18 protein-coding genes and 1 riboswitch are annotated in these 19,403 nt (G+C 72.0%); of the genes, 13 read left to right on the forward strand and 5 right to left on the reverse strand.

What is annotated here, in order from left to right; translation table 11 throughout:
* Positions 1-12 precede the first annotated feature (12 nt).
* The 5 genes from ACSHXN_RS33160 (at position 13) to ACSHXN_RS33180 (ending at position 6,510) form a co-directional block, all read left to right on the forward strand.
* A complete protein-coding gene (locus ACSHXN_RS33160; RefSeq protein WP_355138100.1) occupies positions 13-1,104 on the forward strand; it encodes an ABC transporter ATP-binding protein in 1,092 nt (363 codons plus the stop codon).
* A 327-nt stretch (positions 1,105-1,431) separates the two neighbouring features.
* Positions 1,432-2,937, forward strand: coding sequence for an HAD-IA family hydrolase (locus ACSHXN_RS33165; RefSeq protein WP_356113510.1), 1,506 nt, complete (start codon positions 1,432-1,434; stop codon positions 2,935-2,937).
* 559 nt (positions 2,938-3,496) lie between these two features.
* Positions 3,497-3,784 (forward strand): hypothetical protein, encoded by a 288-nt coding sequence (locus ACSHXN_RS33170; protein ID WP_355138096.1) that lies wholly within the window; start codon positions 3,497-3,499, stop codon positions 3,782-3,784.
* Between the two features lie 194 nt (positions 3,785-3,978).
* The gene (locus ACSHXN_RS33175) at positions 3,979-4,767 is read left to right on the forward strand and encodes a carbon-nitrogen hydrolase family protein (RefSeq protein ID WP_355138094.1); all 789 of its coding nucleotides are present in this window, start codon (positions 3,979-3,981) and stop codon (positions 4,765-4,767) included.
* A 45-nt stretch (positions 4,768-4,812) separates the two neighbouring features.
* Positions 4,813-6,510, forward strand: coding sequence for a flavin monoamine oxidase family protein (locus ACSHXN_RS33180; protein WP_355138092.1), 1,698 nt, complete (start codon positions 4,813-4,815; stop codon positions 6,508-6,510).
* Positions 6,511-6,567: 57 nt separating this feature from the next.
* On the opposite strand, the gene ACSHXN_RS33185 is transcribed toward ACSHXN_RS33180, so the two are convergent.
* From ACSHXN_RS33185 to ACSHXN_RS33195, 3 genes are all read right to left on the reverse strand, one after another.
* On the reverse strand, positions 6,568-7,497 hold the full coding sequence (locus tag ACSHXN_RS33185) for an LLM class F420-dependent oxidoreductase (protein ID WP_355138090.1): 930 nt from the start codon (positions 7,495-7,497) through the stop codon (positions 6,568-6,570).
* Between the two features lie 91 nt (positions 7,498-7,588).
* Positions 7,589-8,263 (reverse strand): DUF5995 family protein, encoded by a 675-nt coding sequence (locus ACSHXN_RS33190; protein WP_355803355.1) that lies wholly within the window; start codon positions 8,261-8,263, stop codon positions 7,589-7,591.
* A 234-nt stretch (positions 8,264-8,497) separates the two neighbouring features.
* Positions 8,498-9,931, reverse strand: coding sequence for a uracil-xanthine permease family protein (locus ACSHXN_RS33195; protein ID WP_355138086.1), 1,434 nt, complete (start codon positions 9,929-9,931; stop codon positions 8,498-8,500).
* Positions 9,932-10,053: 122 nt separating this feature from the next.
* On the opposite strand from ACSHXN_RS33195, the gene ACSHXN_RS33200 reads away from it, so the two are divergent.
* The gene (locus ACSHXN_RS33200; RefSeq protein ID WP_356113515.1) at positions 10,054-11,319 is read left to right on the forward strand and encodes an alginate lyase family protein; all 1,266 of its coding nucleotides are present in this window, start codon (positions 10,054-10,056) and stop codon (positions 11,317-11,319) included.
* A gap of 98 nt (positions 11,320-11,417) precedes the next feature.
* Entirely contained in the window at positions 11,418-11,876 is a 459-nt protein-coding gene (locus ACSHXN_RS33205) for an acyl-CoA thioesterase (RefSeq protein WP_355138082.1), read from the forward strand.
* On the opposite strand, the gene ACSHXN_RS33210 is transcribed toward ACSHXN_RS33205, so the two are convergent.
* On the reverse strand, positions 11,836-13,044 hold the full coding sequence (locus ACSHXN_RS33210) for an MFS transporter (protein WP_438304750.1): 1,209 nt from the start codon (positions 13,042-13,044) through the stop codon (positions 11,836-11,838). The two genes, ACSHXN_RS33205 and ACSHXN_RS33210, sit on opposite strands and share 41 nt — an antisense overlap.
* A gap of 128 nt (positions 13,045-13,172) precedes the next feature.
* Between ACSHXN_RS33210 and ACSHXN_RS33215 the strand changes: the two genes are divergently transcribed.
* Entirely contained in the window at positions 13,173-14,411 is a 1,239-nt protein-coding gene (locus ACSHXN_RS33215; RefSeq protein WP_355138078.1) for an ROK family transcriptional regulator, read from the forward strand.
* A gap of 17 nt (positions 14,412-14,428) precedes the next feature.
* Here the strand turns inward: ACSHXN_RS33215 and ACSHXN_RS33220 are convergent, their stop codons facing one another.
* Positions 14,429-15,184 carry an SDR family oxidoreductase gene (locus tag ACSHXN_RS33220; RefSeq protein WP_356113518.1) on the reverse strand — a complete coding sequence of 252 codons (756 nt, stop codon included), beginning with the start codon at positions 15,182-15,184 and terminating at the stop codon, positions 14,429-14,431.
* A gap of 508 nt (positions 15,185-15,692) precedes the next feature.
* Positions 15,693-15,823: riboswitch (FMN riboswitch) on the forward strand.
* A 149-nt stretch (positions 15,824-15,972) separates the two neighbouring features.
* Here ACSHXN_RS33220 and ACSHXN_RS33225 point away from each other — a divergent pair.
* The 5 genes from ACSHXN_RS33225 to ACSHXN_RS33245 are packed head-to-tail and all read left to right on the forward strand — an operon-like array spanning position 15,973 to position 19,371.
* Complete coding sequence (locus ACSHXN_RS33225; RefSeq protein ID WP_355138074.1) at positions 15,973-16,575, forward strand: riboflavin synthase; 603 nt, start codon at positions 15,973-15,975, stop codon at positions 16,573-16,575.
* A complete protein-coding gene (locus tag ACSHXN_RS33230) occupies positions 16,572-17,216 on the forward strand; it encodes a nicotinamide mononucleotide transporter family protein (RefSeq protein ID WP_356113522.1) in 645 nt (214 codons plus the stop codon). Before ACSHXN_RS33225 ends, ACSHXN_RS33230 begins: the two co-directional genes overlap by 4 nt.
* Complete coding sequence (locus ACSHXN_RS33235; protein WP_356113524.1) at positions 17,213-18,559, forward strand: bifunctional 3,4-dihydroxy-2-butanone-4-phosphate synthase/GTP cyclohydrolase II; 1,347 nt, start codon at positions 17,213-17,215, stop codon at positions 18,557-18,559. The genes ACSHXN_RS33230 and ACSHXN_RS33235 overlap by 4 nt, the downstream gene beginning before the upstream one ends.
* A gap of 19 nt (positions 18,560-18,578) precedes the next feature.
* Complete coding sequence (gene ribH / locus ACSHXN_RS33240; RefSeq protein ID WP_355138068.1) at positions 18,579-19,064, forward strand: 6,7-dimethyl-8-ribityllumazine synthase; 486 nt, start codon at positions 18,579-18,581, stop codon at positions 19,062-19,064.
* Between the two features lie 34 nt (positions 19,065-19,098).
* Positions 19,099-19,371, forward strand: coding sequence for a phosphoribosyl-ATP diphosphatase (locus ACSHXN_RS33245; RefSeq protein WP_356113528.1), 273 nt, complete (start codon positions 19,099-19,101; stop codon positions 19,369-19,371).
* Positions 19,372-19,403 lie beyond the last annotated feature (32 nt).

A 19,403-nucleotide genomic window follows, 5' to 3' on the forward strand; every position in this document is an offset into this window, starting at 1 on the left:
GATGACACCGCCATGACCCTCACCGCCCCAGAGAACGAGAAGACTGCCAAGTCCGGCGCCGCCACCGTCGAATTCCGCGGCCTGCGACGTCAGTTCGGGAACTCCGTCGCCCTCGACGGGCTCGACCTGACGGTCCGTCCGGGCGAACTCCTCGCCCTGCTCGGCCCGTCCGGCTGCGGCAAGACCACAGCGCTGCGCATGCTCGCCGGGTTCGAGCACCCCGATTCCGGTGAGGTGCTGGTCGACGGCGTGGACGTCACGGGCGTTCCGGCCCACCGGCGCGACGCGGGCATGGTCTTCCAGTCGTACAGCCTCTTCCCGCACCTCAGCGCGCTCGACAACGTGGCCTTCGGGCTGCGCATGCGCAAGGTCGCCACCGCGCAGCGGCGCGCCAGGGCCGCGGAGCTGCTGGACCTGGTGGGCCTGGCCGACAAGGGCGAGCGCTTCCCGCACCAGCTCTCCGGCGGCCAGCAGCAGCGCATCGCGCTGGCCCGTGCGCTCGCACTGCGCCCGCGGGTGCTGCTGCTCGACGAGCCGCTGTCGGCGTTGGACGCCAAGGTGCGCACCACCCTGCGCGAGGAGATCCGCCGGCTGCAGCAGGAACTGGGCATCACCACCCTGTTCGTGACGCACGACCAGGAAGAGGCCCTGTCGATGGCCGACCGGGTCGCCGTGATGCGGGCCGGCCGGGTCGAGCAGTGCTCCTCGCCCACGGACCTCTACTCCCGCCCGGCCACCGCCTTCGTCGCCGAGTTCGTCGGAACGGTGAGCCGGATCCCGGGCCGGATGGCGGCGGCCGACGTCGCCGAGGCGCTGGGCAGCCGGGTGCCGGTGACGGGCGGCGCCGCCCCCGCGGGCGCGAGCGTGGACGTGCTGGTCCGTCCGGAGGCGGTGGAGCTGGCCCCGGATCCCCAGGGCGACGCCCAGGTGACGTCCGGAGCCTTCCTCGGGGCCACCACCCGCATCACCGTGCGACTGCCCGAGGGGTACGACATCAAGGCCGACGTGCCCACCCGGCGGGCCGCCGACTTCCCGGTCGGGGCGCGCGTGGCGGTCACGCTGCCCGAGCTGCCGGCCGTGGTGGCCGACCGCGCCAAGGGGTGAAGACCGTCCCGGCCGCACCGCGGCCGGGACGGTCTTCGGTCAGTGCCGGGCCATGCCTTCGGCCCGGCACCCGATTCCCGGTTGTCACCGATGCACCGGTGGGAGATCCTCCGATTTTCCTGACGCCCTGTCCGTGAACACATCGTCCTTCCGCTCGTAGGCCTGGCGGCCGAATGCGGGATCGGGAACGAGAGGGCACGCACGACCCCCCGATTCGGTGGGGTCGTCCGCCCGTCCGCCCCACACGTGCCGAACGGTGGGGTGACAACCGATCCATGACCGTGCCCGTGTACGTCCGGGCCCGGTGAGAAGAAAGAGAATGTTTTGGTGAAGAGCCTTGTCGGCCACGTTTCCGGCGCCCCGCTGCAGGCGGTCCTGTTCGATATGGACGGCACGCTCGTCGACACCGAGCTGCAGTGGTGGGAGGCGGTGGAACACGTCGCCGCACGGCCTCTCACCGAGGCGGACCAGCCCGAGGTGCTCGGCCGTCCGGTGGAGCACACCGCCGAGTGGCTGGCCGCGACCACGGGCGCCTCGGCAGCCGAGCTCGCCGAGCGGCTGCACCAGGAGTTCGTCGGCCGCGTCCGCGCCGGCATCGTCCCGCGTCCCGGCGCCCTGGACCTGCTGGACGCCCTCGCCCGCGACGGCGTGCCCACCGCGCTCGTCACCGCCTCTCCCCGGACCGTCGCCGACACGGTGCTCGAGGCCCTCGGCGCCGGGCGCTTCGCGGTCTCCGTCACCGCCGACGACACCGACCGCACCAAGCCGGACCCCGCCCCCTATCTCGCGGCCTGCCGCGCCCTCGGTGTCGACCCGGCGGCCTGCGTCGCCGTGGAGGACACCCACACCGGCGTCTGGTCGGCCGAGGCGGCCGGGTGCGTGGTGCTCGCCGTGCCCTCGCTCGCGCCGATCGACGCGGCGCCCGGCCGTACGGTGCGGGCGAGCCTCGCCGGGGTCACGCCGGACGACCTGCGCGCCATGGCCGCCGGAGAGCCGGCCGTTCGAACGACCGGGCACGTACTCCCCGTGATGAGCTGGAACCTCTGGCTCGGCGGCACCCCGGTCGACGACCACCGGGCCAAGCAGCTCAAGGCGATCGCGGAGAGCGGTGCGGACGTCGTCGGCCTTCAGGAGACCGGCGGCATCGCGGCCCAGGAGCTCGCCGACGCCCTCGGCTGGTACCACCACCGGGCCGGCGAGAACCTCGGCATCATCAGCCGCCATCCGATCACCCGCCGCTTCGGCGACCCGGACGTGGGCTTCTACGGTGCGGCGGGGGTCCGGATCCGGGTCGCCCCCGGACGGGAGGTCGACATCTGGACGGCCCACCTGCACTACACGCCGTACGGCCCTTACGAGTCCGTCTTCGACGGGCTCCCGGCGGACCGGCTCATCGCCCACGAGGAGGTGCGACTCGCGCAGATGCGCGAGGCCCTGCGGTGGATCGAGGAGTCGTCCGACGACGGAGTGCCGGTCGTGCTCCTGGGCGATTTCAACTGCCCCTCCCATCTTGACTGGCCCGACGTCGCGTGGCCGGTGACGCGGGCGGCCGAGGAGGCGGGCTTCGGGGACTCCTACCGCGAGGCGCATCCGGACCCGGCTGCCGACCCCGGCCACACCTGGTCGCCGATCCACCCGGTGCACGAGGACGGCAGCGGACGCCCCGAGCCGCAGGACCGGATCGACTACGTCCTGCACCGGGGTCTCGAGGTGCTCGACTCCCGCACCTTCGTCAGCGGTGATCCGCGGCCCTGGCCCGACGTGTTCGGCAACGAGTGGCCGTCCGACCACGCGGCGGTGATCACGACGTTCACCGTGTCCCACGGCGACTGACCCGCCCGGACCGGGACGACCGGGGCCGGTGCGACCCGAGGCGACCGCTGCGCCGCTCCTTCGGTCGTCCCGGGCGCATCGCGACGCTCACCCCCGGTCCGGCCCTCGCCCGCTGACGCCACGCCGTGGAACGGCCGACCGCCCGGCGCGGCATCGGGGTCACCCCCGTGCGGGTCCGCGTACGGCGGTATGACGCGGCGTGCTGCCGCCGTACTTGGTGCCCGGGGTGGCGGAGGCCGGGGCGAGACGGGGGAGGTGCGGCAGACGATCGTGCTGCCCGCTTCTTCGGCACCCTGGCCCGCGACCCTCTTGTCGGCCCGGCCGGCGACGGCAGCCGTCCGCCCGTGCTCAGCGCGGCGCAGACCGACCTCGGGCGGCTCGCGCACGGGGCGGCGCCGCTCGTCCGCCGTGTCGCCCGCCACCTGGACGCAGCCGTCCGCTCGGCCGGCGGCCCCGGGGCCGCCTCCTGGTTCGGAGGTGAGCGACGAGCACCGGTACGAGGAAGAGGACGAGGACGGGCCGACGGGGTCGACGGTGCGGCCGTGGTCTGCCCGGCCGCGTGAGACGTCGCTCCGGCGCCCCGGGCCACCGTCCCGGACACGGGCGAGGGCGGCCGGGCGGGGGCCGCGCCGCCGGACCGCTCGGCCTGGAGAGACGTGGGGCGCGGCCGGTCGCCGGGCTCGCCGTGGACGCGGAGCTGCCCCTGACCGTCGTACGCATACGGCCCGGTGACACGGCGGAGGCGGTTCTGGTGCGCATCGATCCCGCTCTGCGGATGTCGCAGGGTGAACCGGCGGCCGGTGCGCAGCTGCCGCAAACGATCGTGAAGCAGCGGCGGGAGCCGTAGGAGCACCGCTGTGACCTGCGCCTCAGCGCTCCGAAAGGCGTCCGGCGGGGCGCGCAACGAATCGCCGCCGTGCCCCCTGCGGACGCAATGATCCGCGCACCGGCGCGCAACGGCTCCTCCTTGTCCGGCCGAGGGCGCCGACCGTACCGTCTAAGCGCCCCCCCAACACTCTTCGGTACCGGTGGAGACCACGCATGCGCACCGCCCTGCTCCAGAGCCCCGGACGCCCCGGCTCGGTCGTCGAGAACCTCAAGGTCCTCGACGAGGCCGCGGGCCGGGCGGCCGCCGCGGGCGCGGGACTGCTCGTCGCGCCGGAGATGTTCCTCACCGGTTACGCGATCGGCGGCGACATCGTGCGCCTCGCCGAGCCCGCCGACGGGGACTCCGCCGACGCCGTCGCGGAGATCGCCTCCACACACGGTCTGGCGATCGCCTACGGCTACCCCGAGCGGGACGGCGAGACCGTCTTCAACTCCGCCCAGCTGCTCTCCGCCGACGGCGACCGCCTGGCGAACTACCGCAAGACCCACCTCTTCGGCCGCTTCGAGCGCGACCACTTCACGCCGGGCGACGTGCCGGTCGTCCAGGCCGAGCTGCACGGGCTGCGGGTCGGACTGATGATCTGCTACGACGTGGAATTCCCGGAGAACGTCCGTGCCCACGCTCTGGCCGGCACCGATCTCCTCCTGGTCCCGACGGCCCAGATGCACCCCTTCCAGTTCGTCGCCGAGTCCCTCGTCCCGGTGCGGGCCTTCGAGAACCAGATGTACGTGGCGTACGTCAACCGCGTCGGTCAGGAAGGGGAGTTCGAGTTCGTCGGACTCTCCACGCTCGCCGGCCCCGACGGGATCGCCCGGGTCCGCGCCGGCCGCGTCGAGGAACTCGTCCTCGGCGACGTCGACCCCGCCCGTCTGGCCGAGTCCCGCGCGGCGAACCCGTACCTCAAGGACCGGCGTCCCGGCCTCTACGGGTCCCTCGTCTGACCCTCAGTCCCACCGAGTACCTTCCGCGCAAGGAGTCCCCAGCCCATGACGTCCACGGTGCCCAACGCCGCCCAGCACACCGACGGGCAGCAGCCGCCGATCACCATGTTCGGGCCGGACTTCCCCTTCGCGTACGACGACTTCCTCGCCCACCCGGCGGGCCTCGGCCAGATACCGGCGACCGAGCACGGAACCGAGGTGGCGGTCATCGGCGGCGGCCTGTCCGGGATCGTCGCCGCCTACGAGCTGATGAAAATGGGCCTCAAGCCCGTCGTCTACGAGGCCGACCGGATCGGCGGCAGGCTGCGCACGGTCGGCTTCGAAGGCTGCGATCCCTCGCTGACCGCCGAAATGGGCGCCATGCGCTTCCCGCCGTCCTCCACGGCCCTGCAGCACTACATCGAGCTGGCCGGGCTCGAGACCGCGCCGTTCCCCAACCCCCTCGCCGAGGCGACCCCGTCGACCGTCGTCGACCTGAAGGGCGAGAGCCACTACGCGGAGACGCTCGACGACCTGCCGCAGGTGTACCGCGACGTGGCCGACGCGTGGAACGCCTGTCTGGAGGAGGGCGCCGACTTCTCCGCCATGAACCGGGCCATGCGCGAGCGCGACGTGCAGCGCGTCCGGGAGATCTGGTCCAGGCTCGTCGAGAAGCTCGACAACCAGACCTTCTACGGCTTCCTCTGCGACGCCGAGGCCTTCAAGTCCTTCAGGCACCGGGAGATCTTCGGGCAGGTCGGCTTCGGTACCGGCGGTTGGGACACCGACTTCCCCAACTCGATCCTGGAGATCCTGCGCGTCGTCTACACCGAGGCCGACGACCACCACCGCGGGATCGTCGGCGGCTCCCAGCAACTGCCCGTGCGTCTGTGGGAGCGCGAGCCGCAGAAGATCGTGCACTGGCCCTACGGGACGTCCCTGCGGTCCCTGCACGAGAGCGGCGAACCGCGCCCCGCCGTGACCCGGCTGCATCGCACCGCAGGGGACCGGATCACGGTCACCGACGCGAAGGGCCACATCCGCACCTACCGGGCGGCGGTCTTCACCGCCCAGTCCTGGATGCTGCTGTCCAAGATCGACTGCGACGACGCCCTGTTCCCGATCGACCACTGGACGGCGATCGAGCGCACCCACTACATGGAGTCCAGCAAGCTCTTCGTGCCCGTGGACCGGCCGTTCTGGCTGGACAAGGACGAGGAGACCGGCCGTGACGTGATGTCGATGACACTCACCGACCGGATGACCCGCGGGACGTATCTGCTGGACGACGGCCCGGACCGGCCGGCCGTGATCTGCCTGTCGTACACCTGGTGCGACGACAGCCTGAAGTGGCTGCCGCTGTCCGCGAACGAGCGGATGGAGGTGATGCTGAAGTCGCTCGGCGAGATCTACCCGAAGGTCGACATCAGGAAGCACATCATCGGCAACCCGGTGACGGTCTCCTGGGAGAACGAGCCCTACTTCATGGGCGCCTTCAAGGCGAACCTGCCCGGTCACTACCGCTACCAGCGCCGCCTGTTCACGCACTTCATGCAGGACCGGCTGCCCGACGGGAAGCGGGGCATCTTCCTCGCCGGCGACGACATCTCCTGGACGGCCGGCTGGGCCGAGGGCGCCGTGCAGACCGCGCTCAACGCCGTGTGGGGCGTCATGCACCACTTCGGTGGCGGCACCGACCCGTCCAACCCCGGCCCCGGTGACGTGTACGACGAGATCGCGCCGGTGGAGCTGCCGGAGGACTGAGGCGTCCGGCACCGGGCCCACAGGGGCGGGCGGCGGGACCCCGGCCGCCCGCCGGGATCAGACCCCGGCCGCCCGGGCCGCCGTGTACACCGCAGCCGCCACGTCCTTGAGCTCCCCCGCGTCCCGCGTCGAGGTCTGCAGGTCGATCAGGATCTCGTCCAGGCCCACCTCGGCGTGGGCGGCCAGATCCTCCACGATCTGGTCGACGTCGCCCTGGAAGAGAGCGCGGTCCGCGCCGTCGTAGGCCTTGGCGGAGTAGGAGGCGTTGACGCGCAGGACGGTCTGGAGCGGTGTGACCCGGCCCCGTTCGGCGGCCAGGTCCTGCAGCTCGCGCCACTGCGCGGCGATGCGCTCGGCGCCGACGGACACCGGGAGCCAGCCGTCGGCCTTGTCGACGAGCCGCCGCAGGGCCCTGTTGTTGCTCGCCGCCAGCAGGATCGGGATCGGCCGGGCGGGCTTCGGCGCGACGGCGACGGACGAGAGCTTCGTGACCGTGCCCTCGTAGGAGACCGGGTCCGCTCCCCATACCGCGCGGCAGACGTCGATCACCTCGTCCAGTGCCTTGCCGCGCTGTTCGAAGGGGCGGACCGCCGCCGCCGCGTACTCGTCCAGGGACCAGCCCGTGCCGAAGCCCGCCACGACCCGGCCGCCGGACGCCGCGTCCAGGGTGGCGAACGCCTTGGCGAGCTGGAAGGGCACGTGCAGGGGGGCCACCAGCACACTCGTCCCGAGCCGGGCGCGGCGGGTGGCGGCCGCGGCCAGGGTGAGCGTCACCAGCGGCTCGGCCACTCCGCGGTAGGACTCGGGCCAGGGCAGTCCCTCGACGCCGTACAGGCCCTGGGAGGAGTCCAGGGGGAACAGGGCCCGCTCGTACACCCACAGACTCTCGTAGCCCATCTCCTCGGCGGCGCGTGCCACGTCGGGCACATCGCGCCCGATGTCGTACTGCTTGTTCTGGGGGAGGCCGAGTCCGAGCCGGGTCGCCATACCTGTCGCTCCTTCGCCTTGGATGTGCAGCTCGTTCAACGTACGACCGCGGTGCGGGGGTTGCCCGTGCGACAGGCGAGAACCGGCCGGATCATCCGGGCAGCGGAGTGAGCAGGATCCGGCTCGCGAATCCCACCACGGCGTCCAGCCGGCCGGCGAACTCGTCCGTGAGGTCCGGAAGTTCCCGCAGCGCCCACAGGGCGCGCCCCGCGGACCAGGCGGCCTCGCGCGCCCGCTCCAGGCTCCAGGCGCCGAGCAGATGGGTGAGGGGGTCGGCGACCTGGAGCAGATCGGGGCCGGGCATCAGGTCCTCGCGGATGCGTTCCTCCAGCGAGAGGAGGACGATCCCCACACGATCGAACTCGTCCTCGAGATCGCCCGGTTCACAACCGAGCGTGTGACAGGTGTCGACCACGGCCAGGGCGAGATCGTGCCCGATGTGCGCGTTGATGCCGGCGAGTGCGAACTGCACCGGGCGCACCCCCGGATGGCGCCGGAACTGGAACAGCGGCCGCCAGCAGGCGGGCCGGGGCCCCTCCTCGGCGACGGACAGGTACCGCTCGGCGAAGCGGACGTCCAGCGTGCTCGCGGCCCGTCGGTCGGGGAAGTCCCCTGCGTCCACACGGCGGTCGACCTCCTCGGTGACGGCGAGGTAGACGCGGTTGAAGACCGCGACGCCGTCGTGCTCGGGCCATGCCTCGTCGAGCGCGCGCATACGCGAGACGACGGTGTCCACCGAGGTCGTGTACTGCTCCAACCGGACCATGGGGGCAGCGTCGCAGGCTCGGGCCGACCCGGGGGCCGGCGGCCCGCGGGCTTCGCCGGAACGGGGGAATGCGCGGGTGGTCCAGGTGGGGGACGGGGCGCCGGCGGCGCGGGCGTGGATGTGCCCCGCGGACCTGGTCACCGGGCTCCCGTCGCGCCGGCCGGACCGGCGCCGTCCGGCGGGAGTATCCGTCCGCGCGCCCCCGCGGCCGGCGGGTTCCGGGTCCGGGAGCGGTTACGAACCGGCGCGTCCGTCCGAGTCCGGTGCGGCGGCGGCGTTCCGACGGTCTTCCTCGCCCTCCTCGTCGTACGAGGACGTTCCCGAGTCCAGCAGCGGCTCCTGCCCCTTGAGATGGGCGGGGGCCATCGCCCGCAGCGCGTGATAGCCGGTGATGACGACCAGCGTGCCCAGCGCGATACCGCTCAGCGAGAAGCTGTCGCTGAACTTCAGGCTGACATTGCCGACGCCGATGATGATGCCCGCCGCGGCCGGCACGAGGTTCAGCGGATTGCGCAGGTCCACCTTGGAGTTGATCCAGATCTGCGCGCCGAGCAGGCCGATCATTCCGTACAGGATGACGGTGATCCCGCCGAGCACCCCGCCGGGGATCGCGGCCACGACGGCCCCGAACTTGGGGCAGACACCGAAGAGCAGGGCGAAGCCGGCGGCGGCCCAGTAGGCGGCGGTCGAGTAGACGCGGGTGGCCGCCATCACGCCGATGTTCTCGGAGTACGTCGTGTTGGGCGGGCCGCCGACCGCGGTCGAGAGCACGGAGGCGACGCCGTCGGCGGAGATGGCCGTGCCCAGCTTGTCGTCCAGCGGGTCGCCGGTCATCTCGCCGACCGCCTTGACGTGTCCCGCGTTCTCCGCGACCAGGGCGATCACCACCGGCAGCGCGACCAGCACCGCGGACCACTGGAAGGACGGTCCGTGGAAGTGGGGCAGGCCGATCCAGTCCGCCCTGCCGACGCCCGACAGGTCGAGGCGCCAGTGATCGGTGAGCTTCCCGCCGGCGTCCACCGAGTGGATCTTCCCGAAGGCCCGGTCGCACACCCACGAGAGGCCGTATCCGAAGACCAGCCCGAGGAAGATCGCGATCCGGGACCAGAAGCCGCGCAGGCACACCACGGCCAGCCCGGTGAACAGCATGACCAGCAGCGCGGTCCACTGGTCCTGCGGCCAGTACGTCGAGGCGGTCACCGGGGCGAGGTTGAACCCGATCAGCATGACGACCGCGCCGGTCACGATCGGCGGCATCGTCGCATGGATGATCCGCGCCCCGAACCGCTGGACCGCGAGGCCCACGAGGAACAGCACCGCGCCGACGACCAGGACCGCGCCGGTCACCGTCGCGCTGGTGCCGCCCTGCGCCCTGATCACGGCGGCGACCCCCACGAAGGAGAGCGAGCAGCCGAGGTAGCTGGGCACCCGTCCGCGGGTGGCCAGCAGGAAGATGACGGTCGCGACGCCGGACATCATGATCGCGAGGTTGGGGTCGAGGCCCATGAGCACGGGCGCCACAAAACTCGCCCCGAACATCGCCACGACGTGCTGCGCACCGAGCCCGATCGTGCGGGGCCAGGAGAGCCGTTCGTCGGGACGGACGACCGCTCCGGGCGCGGGCGTGTGCCCGTCTCCGTGCAGCTTCCAGCGCACGCCGAGATCCATGGTGAAGCTTCGCTTTCTCTGTACCTGAAGAATTGTCCGAACCATTGTCAGGGGCATCAGGCAGTCCTACGCTCACACGGTCCCACTCATGAACTGCGTTCACATTTCTGATCGGAGCCTTGATGAGTGCACGACCCCGCCTGGCCGCTCTGCTCGCCGCCGTGACCGCCTTCGCGGCCGTCCTCGTCCCCAGCGCATCGGCCCACACGGCGCCGAAGGTCCCCAGAACCGCCGTCCTCGACGGCGTCCGGTTGCAGCAGACCAGGATCCGGCTGGAGCACGGAGACCCCCGGTTGCGCGCGGCTCTCAGGGGTCTGACCGAGCGCGCCGACGCCTGGCTCGACCAGGGCCCCTGGACGGTCGTCGACAAGCCGAGGCCCGCACCCGGCGGAGACGTGCACGACTACCTCAGCCAGGCCCCGTACTGGTGGCCCACGCAGCCGAGGACGGCCGACAACCCCTGGGGCTGCCCCTACGAGCAGCGCGACGGGCAGCGCAACCCCGAGGTCGACACGGGCACCGACCGCCAGGACGTGGAGAAGGTCTTCGACTCCGCCTACGACCTCTCGCTGGCCTGGTACTACACCGGCAGGAAGCAGTACGGGCAGAAGGCGGCCCAGGTGCTGCGCACCTGGTTCCTGGATCCGGCGACCAGGATGAACCCCGACCTTGACCACGGGCAGTTCATCCCGTGCCGGTACGACGGCCGCGCCATCGGGATCATCGACTTCTCCCAGTCGTACACCAGCGTCCTGGACGCGATCGCCGTCCTGAACACCGGCGCCCCCGGCTGGTCCGAGGCCGACCGCTCGGGGATGCACGACTGGAACGTCGCCTTCCGTACCTGGCTGACCGACGGGTCCTTCGGCAAGGAGGAAGGTGCCGCCGAGAACAACCACGGCACTTTCTACGACATGCAGCTCGCCGCCCTGGCGTACGCGACCGGCGACGAGGCACTCACCCGGCGGACGGTGCTCGACGCACGCGCCAGGCGCATCGACCCGCAGATCGCCGGCGACGGCAGCCAGCCGCAGGAGCTCGCCCGGACGCGCAGCTGGCACTACTCGACCTTCGACCTCGTGGCGTACACGCGGCTCGCGGCCATCGGCCGGCACGTCGGCGTGGACCTGTGGTCCTACCGGGGACCCGAGGGCCAGAGCCTGGTCAAGGCGGTCGACTTCCTGCTGCCGGCGGCGACGGGTGCCGCGACCTGGTCCTACCCGGAGCTGGAGTTCCACCGGTACGCGGCGAGCGACGTCGTGCACGCGGCGGCGGACGCCGGGGACGCGCGCGCCCGGAAGGCGGTGAGCCTGCTGGAGGCACCGCCCGGCGGCGACCTGTGGGCGCTGCGGCCCGCCGCCGAGCAGCTGGACTCGATCGCGGGCTGACCCGCGGGCGGGGCGTCCTGAGCGAGCGCTTACCATGGGCCCGTACAGCGCCGCGGTGTCGCGAGCGCCTCATCAGGCCACATCGAGGAGCCCCGCCCGTGACCGCCGAAGCCCAGGCCGTACCCGTCCAGTCGTACGGACGGCTGATCCCCGTCGTCGTCCACTTCGACGACCTCGACGCGCTCGGCCTGCTGCACAACGCCCGCTACCCGGTCATGGTCGAACGCGCCTGGACCGTCATGTGGCACGAGCAGGGCTTCGGCTTCGAGGGCGACTGGGAGGCGGCGGGGGACTTCTGCAACGCCGTCAAGGAGCTGCGGATCACCTACGAGGCCCCGGTGAGCAAGCCGGGCGCGTACGCCGTGCACCTGTGGCTCGAGCGGCTCGGGAACACCGGCCTCACCTACGGGTTCCGGTTCTGCTCGGCCGACGGAGCGGTGACGTACGCGCACGGCACCCGGGTCCTGGTCCGGCTCGACGCGGCGACCCTGCGTCCCACGTCGTGGAGCGAGCGGTTCAGGGCCTTGGGTCGGGAACTGCTGCGCTCGGCGGACTGACCTTCGGCCGTTCCCGGTCGCCCGCGCGGAGCACCCCCGCGAACAGGGCGAGCCCGCAGGCGAGCAGCGTCACCAGCGCGAACGAGACCACGAGGCTGGTCGCCTGGGCCAGTCCGCCGATCGCGCTCGGCGCGACGAGCCCCGAGGTGTACGTGATGGTCGCCACACCGGCGATGGCCTGGCTGGGGTTCGGCCCGCTGCGGGCGGCCGCGGCGAAGCACAGCGGCACGACGACGGCGATACCGAGGCCCATCAGCGCGAAGCCGGTCATGGCCACGACCGGATCACCGGCACCGACGATCAGCAGTCCGCCGAGGACGGCGAGGACGCCGCCCGCCCGTACGGTGCGTACCGAGCCGAACCGGTCCACCACCTTGTCGCCCGCGATCCGGGCGACGGCCATGGTGAGCGTGAAGCCCGTGGTGCACGCGGCCGCGAGACCGGCCGAGGTCGCCAGTTCGTGCCGCAGATACACGGCGGACCAGTCGAGGCTCGCACCCTCCGCGAACACCGCGCAGAACCCGATCGCGCCGATCAGCAGCGCCGACTTCGGCGGCAGGGCGAACCGGGGCGGCGGCTCCTCGTCCTCGGCGGGCTGCAGGTCGAGCACCCAGGTACAGGCGACCAGCCCCAGTACCGTCAGGACCGCGGCCGCCAGGGTGTGGTGCAGCCGGGCGTCCGAGCCGAGGTGGGCGGCGAGCGTGCCGGCGGCCGAGCCGATCAGCGCGCCGGCGCTCCACATGCCGTGCAGACCGGACATGATCGACCGTCCGAGCCGGTCCTCGACCTCCACACCGAGGGCGTTCATCGCGACGTCCGCCATGCCCGCCGAGGCGCCGTAGAAGAACAGGGCCGGGCAGAGCGTGAGGAGGTTGGGCGCGAGGGACGGCAGGACGAGGGAGAGCGTCCACAGGGCGATCAGACCGCGCAGGGCGTTGCGGGCGCCGAACCGGTGGCTGATGCTGCCCGCGAGCGGCATCGCCACGGACGCGCCGAGCGCGGGGAACGCCAGCGCCAGTCCGAGTTGCCCCGCACTGACCGAGGCGTGGTCCTGGATCCACGGCACACGGGTCGCGAACGAGCCGGTGACGGCACCGTGCACGGCGAAGACCGCCGCCACGGCGTACCGCGCCCGCTTCACGTCACGTACTGAGTAGACCCTCTCCACCGCGCCCATTCTCGCCCCTCCCCGGATGTGTTCGCCTCGCTGCGTGGCGTAAACTATCAGGAACCCTGCCTGATAGATAGGGAGGAGGGGGCCGGTGAACGGCCCCGCCGATCTGGGAGGATCCCGGCATGCCTGCATCCCCTAGCACCGCCCGGGCCATCAACGACCGGCTGGCCCTGCGGCTGCTGCAGCAGGAAGGCCCCCTGACGGCAGGGCAGTTGAAGCAGCTCACCGGACTGTCCCGGCCCACGGTCGCCGACCTCGTCGAGCGGCTCACCGAGGCCGGGCTGGTCGCGGTGGTGGGGGAGTCGGGCGAGCAGCGGCGCGGTCCGAACGCGCGGCTGTACGGGATCGTCGCCGACCGCGCCCACCTCGCGGCCCTCGACGTGCGCACCGAGGGCGTCGCCGTCCTCGTCGCGGATCTGCTCGGCGGGGTGCTCGCCGAGGCGTCGGTGCCGATCGGCGGCGACACGGGGACGGGACCCGCGGTCGAGCAGGCCGTGGCGCTGGTGGAGCGCACGGCGAAGGAGGCGGGTGCCGCGCCGCTCCACACCGTCGGGATCGGAGCCCCCGGCCTCATCGACCCCGCCACCGGCGAACTCCGTGACTCCAGCGGCCTGCCGGAATGGCACCGCCGCCTGGTCACCGCGCTTCACGAGCGGCTGCCCGCGCGCGTGATCGTGGAGAACGAGACCAACCTCGCCGCCGTGGCCGAGCAGCGCGAGGGCGCGGCGCGCGACCGGGACACCTTCGTGCTGCTGTGGCTGGGACTCGGCACGGGCGCAGCCGTGGTCCTGGACGGCGCGCTGCGCCGCGGCGCCTCGGGCGGCACCGGCGAGATCGGCTTCCTGCCGGTGCCCGGCACCAGGACACTGCCGTCCGCGACGGACTGCGAAGGCGGCTTCCACTCCCTGGCGGGGTCCGGTGCCATCATCCGACTGGCCGGGGAGCATGGGTTGTTCACCGTGGCCACGGGGGGTGAGCCGCAGGCGGCGGCGCTCGTGCGGCGGGCCGTGGAGGCGGTCACCGGGGGCGGGACGACGGCCCGGACCGCCGCCCCGCCGCCGTCGGAGGCGGGACCCGAGCAGGCGCGGCGCTTCCTTGCCTCCCTCGCCGACCGCCTCGCGATCGGCGCCGCCTCCCTCGCCGCCATCCTCGATCCCGGATGCGTGGTGCTCGGCGGCGAGGTGGGACAGTCGGGCGGGACCGTGCTCGCCGGACTCGTCGAGGCGCGGCTCGCACGTATGTCACCGCTGGTCACCGAGGTGCGCCCAGGCGTCCTCGGAGGGGGCGCCGTACTGCGCGGTGCACTGCTGACCGCGCGGGACGGCGCGCAGGACGAACTCTTCGCGCCCCCGGAGAGATAGCGGGCGGCTTCCTGCGGTCAGCCGCGTCCGCCGTCTTGGCACCGCTGCGCCAGGTGCTGCTCGAACGTCGCCTTCCCCACCGCCCGTTCGGGGGTGAGGTGGCCGCCCGCGCGGAATGCGCGGTAGGTCCTGCCCATCAGCGGCACGTTCACCACCGCTCGCCGCCGGCCCGTCGCCTTCAGATACGACCGGGCCAGTGACGCGAACGTCCGCACCTCGGGGCCACCCATGTCCGCGACCCTGCCCGCGGGTGCGCCCTGCGCCAGTTCGGCCAGCCGGTCCGCGACCTCCGCGGCCGCGACGGGCTGATCCGCGACGCCCGCCGGGAGCAGCACGACCGGCAACCTGGACAGAACGGCGAACAGTTGCACGGGCAGGTCGTGGAACTGCGTCGCGCGCAGCACGGTCCAGCCGAGCCCCGACTCCTCGGTCAGCCGCTCCACGGCCGACTTCGTCCGGTAGTAGCCGAGCGGCACCCGATCGACGCCGACGATCGAGATGTAGATCAAGTGGGCCACGCCCGCCCGGCGCGCGGCCGCGATCAGGTTGGCGGCCGCCTTCTCGTCGCCGCCGCGCGGCGAGGTCGCGCAGTGCACGATCGTGTCCACGCCGGAGACGGCCGCGTCCAGGCCGCTGCCGCCCCGGATCAGATCGACGGCGTACCGCGGTGCGTGCCGGGACAGGGCGCGCACCTCGTGTCCACCGTCCCGCAGTCGCTCGGTGACGAGCCGGCCGAGCGTTCCGGTCGCTCCGGTCACCAGGATCGTGGTCATTCTCCTCAGTCCCTTCGGACGGGCGGCGTTCCCCTGCGGAACGTCCGTCTCCCGTCATGACCGATCGGGCTCCGCGGAAAGTGACAGGGCGCGGATGAGGGCGAGCCGGAGGTCGAGGCACCGGAGCGCGTCCGGTTCCGATCACGCCCGCGTCCGGCCGGGCGATCCGCCGGGGCGGTGCCTGCGGTCCCGACGGTCCCCGGCCGTCAGGTCCGGCGGGTGGAGGCCCGGCGGCGGGGCAAGGGCCTCCGTCACCGCCGCCGGACCGCTCGTGGACGGCGCACAGCGCCGGGACCGCCGACCCTAGGAGGAGTGGATCAGACGGGTCAATAGGTATGGACCAATTGCCAACTGTCCTTGTCTCACCAGGCGTTGTTCTGCTGGGTGACGGGTTCGGGCGTCGCGCGGCGGGCCGAGAAGTCCACTATGTGAACCTGTGAGCCACCACACAGCGGTTCACCCGCTTGGCGCTCGACCGGGCGTGGCACACTGTGAGCTGTACCAGAAGCAGCGCACTCCGGGGTCGGTGAAAGTCCGAACCGGCGGTTACAGTCCGCGACCCGGTCGCTTCCAGCGGCCGGTTGACCAGGTGGAATTCCTGGACCGACGGTTAAAGTCCGGATGGGAGGCAGTGCGCGGCGGGCGGGCATTCGTGCGCGCCGCCGTATTCGGGTCGCCCCGAGGGGCGAACTGCGTCCGGCGTCGTCCCGGTGATCCCGACCGCGGTCCGCTGTCGTCCTCGGCAGTCCCCGGAGTCCGTGCCCGAACGTGGCAGGAGGACCCGGGAAGTGTTCACCGGAATCGTCGAAGAGCTGGGTGAGGTCACCGCCGTCGAGAATCTCGGCGACTCCTCTCGCTTCCGGCTCCGTGGACCCGTCGTCACCGAAGGTGCGCAGCACGGTGACTCCATCGCGGTCAACGGCGTCTGTCTCACCGTCGTGGAGCACGAGGGCGACGAGTTCACCGCCGACGTCATGGCGGAGACCCTCAACCGCTCCAGCCTCGGCGCCCTCGCGGTCGGCTCCCGTGTGAACCTCGAGCGACCCACCGCCGTCGGTGCGCGTCTGGGCGGGCACATCGTGCAGGGACACGTCGACGGCACCGGCACGGTCCTCGAGCGCAGGCCCTCCGAGAACTGGGAGCTCGTCACCGTCTCGCTCCCGGCGGAGCTCGCCCGCTATGTGGTCGAGAAGGGCTCCATCACCGTGGACGGCATCAGTCTCACCGTCGTGGAGGTCGGCGCCGACCGCTTCACCGTCAGCCTCATCCCGACGACCCTCGCCCTGACCACGCTCGGCATCAAGCAGCCCGGCGATCCGGTCAACCTCGAGGTCGACGTCATCGCCAAGTACGTGGAGCGACTGCTGGCCGGGCAGGGGGCCTCCGAGTGAACTGGCTCAACTCGGAGGCGTTCACACTCTTCGGCCAGCACATCAAGTGGTCGGACATGATCGGCAACGTGATCGGTCTGATCGGTCTCGCCTTCGGCTGGCGGCGCTCCCTGTGGAGCTGGCCGGTGCAGTTCCTGTCCGGTCTCGTCCTGTTCGCCGCCTTCGCCACGGCCCACCTCTCCGGCAGCGCCGGCAAGCAGGTCGTCGTCATGGTCGTCGCCGTCTACGGCTGGTGGCAGTGGAACCGCGGCAAGGGGCGGGCGGACGACGGCCACATCGCGGTGCGGTTCGCCACCTGGCGCGAGCGCGCGATCCTGCTCGGCGCCGCCGCCGTGGGCACGCTCGCAGTGGCCGGCCTGTTTACCGCGTACCCGTCGTTGTCGTGGGACCCGTGGCCGGACGCGTACATCTTCGTCGGCACGGTCGTCGCCATGTACGCCCAGGCGCGCGGCATGGTCGAGTTCTGGCTCGCCTGGCTGCTCGTGGACGCCGTCGGCGTCCCGCTCAACTTCGCCAACGGCTTCGCATTCTCCGGTTTCGTCTACGTCATCTACGGCGCGCTCGTCCTGTGGGGCCTGCGCGACTGGTGGCTGCGCTCCCGCAGGGCAGGGCAGCCCCTCCTGGAAGGAGCCGCGGCATGAGCACCGCGCCGATCCTGTACAGCACGGACAACGTCGAGGACTTCGCGCTCGATCCGATCGAGCAGGCCATCGCCGACATCGCGGCCGGCCGACCGGTCGTGGTCGTCGACGACGAGGACCGGGAGAACGAGGGCGACCTGGTCATCGCCGCCGAGAAGGTCACGCCCGAGATCGTCGCCTTCATGATGAGCGAGTGCCGCGGTCTGATCTGCGCGCCCATGGAGGGCGAGGAACTCGACCGTCTCGAGCTTCCGCAGATGGTCGACCAGAACACCGAGTCGATGCGCACCGCGTTCACCGTGTCCGTCGACGCGGCCGGTGCCCACGGGGTGACCACCGGTATCTCCGCGTCCGACCGGGCCACGACGCTGCGCCTGCTCGCCGGCGGAGAGGCCGGCCCCGGCGACTTCGTCCGCCCGGGCCACATCTTCCCGCTGCGGGCCAGGCCCGGCGGTGTGCTCGTCCGCAACGGCCACACCGAGGCCGCCGTCGACCTCGCCCGGCTCGCGGGGCTGCGGCCCGCCGGTGCGATCGTGGAGATCGCCGGCGAGGACGGCCACATGCTGCGGCTGCCGGAGCTCGTCCCGTTCGCCCGCAAGCACGGGCTGACGATCGTCTCCATCGAGGACCTGGTCGCCTACCGGCGTTCGCCCAAACTCTCGGCCCCTCCGGGGACGGAGGACCCCGGCGCACAGGAGGCGGCCCCGTCCGAGCCCGGCGTCCGCCGTGAGGCCGAGGTGCACCTGCCCACCCGCTTCGGCGAGTTCACCGCGTACGGCTACCGGTCGCCCGCGGACGGCGTGGAGCACATCGCCCTCGTCCACGGCGAGATCGGCGACGGTGAGGACGTCCTGGTCCGCGTCCACTCCGAATGCCTCACCGGAGACGTGTTCCACTCTCTGCGCTGCGACTGCGGCCCCCAGTTGGAGGCCTCCCTGGAGCGCATCCAGGCGGAGGGCAGGGGAGTGGTGGTGTATCTGCGCGGCCACGAGGGGCGCGGCATCGGGCTGATGTCCAAGCTGCGCGCGTACGAACTCCAGGAGCGCGGTCGCGACACCCTGGACGCCAACCTCGAGCTGGGCCTTCCCGCGGACGCCCGCGACTACGCCGCCGGCGCCAGGATCCTGGCCGACCTCGGCGTGCGCAGCGTGCGCCTGATGACGAACAACCCCGACAAGTCCGAGGCCCTGCTCCGGCACGGCCTCGGGGTCACCCGGCGTGAGCCGATGCCCGTACAGGCGGGCGAGTACAACATCCGCTACCTGCGCACCAAGCGGGACCGGATGGGGCACGACCTGCCCTGGCTGGACACGAACGCCGTGTCCGCCTGCGGCAACCAGTAAGAGAGCACTGAGGAGAGACGTGAGCGGCAAGGGTGCACCGGTACTGTCCGTACGCAACGCGAGCGATCTGCGGGTCGCCGTCATCGCGGCACAGTGGCACGACAAGGTGATGGACGGACTGGTGGACGGCGCACTGCGCGCCCTCCACGAGTTGGGGATCGACGAGCCGACCCTGCTGCGGGTCCCGGGCAGCTTCGAGCTGCCGGTCGCCGCCAAGGTGCTCGCGGGTCGCGGCTACGACGCGATCGTGGCCCTCGGGGTGGTCATCCGCGGTGGTACCCCCCACTTCGACTATGTGTGCCAGGGGGTGGCCCAGGGCCTGACCCAGGTCTCCATCGAGACCGGTGTCCCCGTCGGCTTCGGTGTCCTCACCTGTGACACCGAGGAGCAGGCGCTGGACCGTGCGGGCCTGGAGGGCTCCAGGGAGGACAAGGGGCACGAGGCCGTGACCGCGGCGGTGGCGACGGCCGCCACGCTGCGCTCGGTATCCGAACCCTGGCACTGAGGCACGGACCGGAGCGCGTAGGGTGAGGACCACCATGTCCAAGAAGACGTTCGAGGAGCTCTTCACCGAGCTCCAGCACAAGGCCGCCCACGGCGATCCCGCCACCTCCCGCACCGCCGAACTGGTCGGCAAGGGTGTCCATGCCATCGGCAAGAAGGTCGTCGAGGAGGCCGCCGAGGTCTGGATGGCCGCCGAGTACGAGGGCAAGGAGGCGGCCGCCGAGGAGATCTCCCAGCTGCTGTACCACCTCCAGGTGATGATGGTGGCGCGCGGGATCTCCCTGGACGACGTGTACGCCCATCTCTGAGCCGTATACCGAACATCTGCACACCCCACGCA

This window comes from Streptomyces sp. HUAS TT11, assembly GCF_051553595.1.
Taxonomy (GTDB): Bacteria; Actinomycetota; Actinomycetes; order Streptomycetales; family Streptomycetaceae; genus Streptomyces.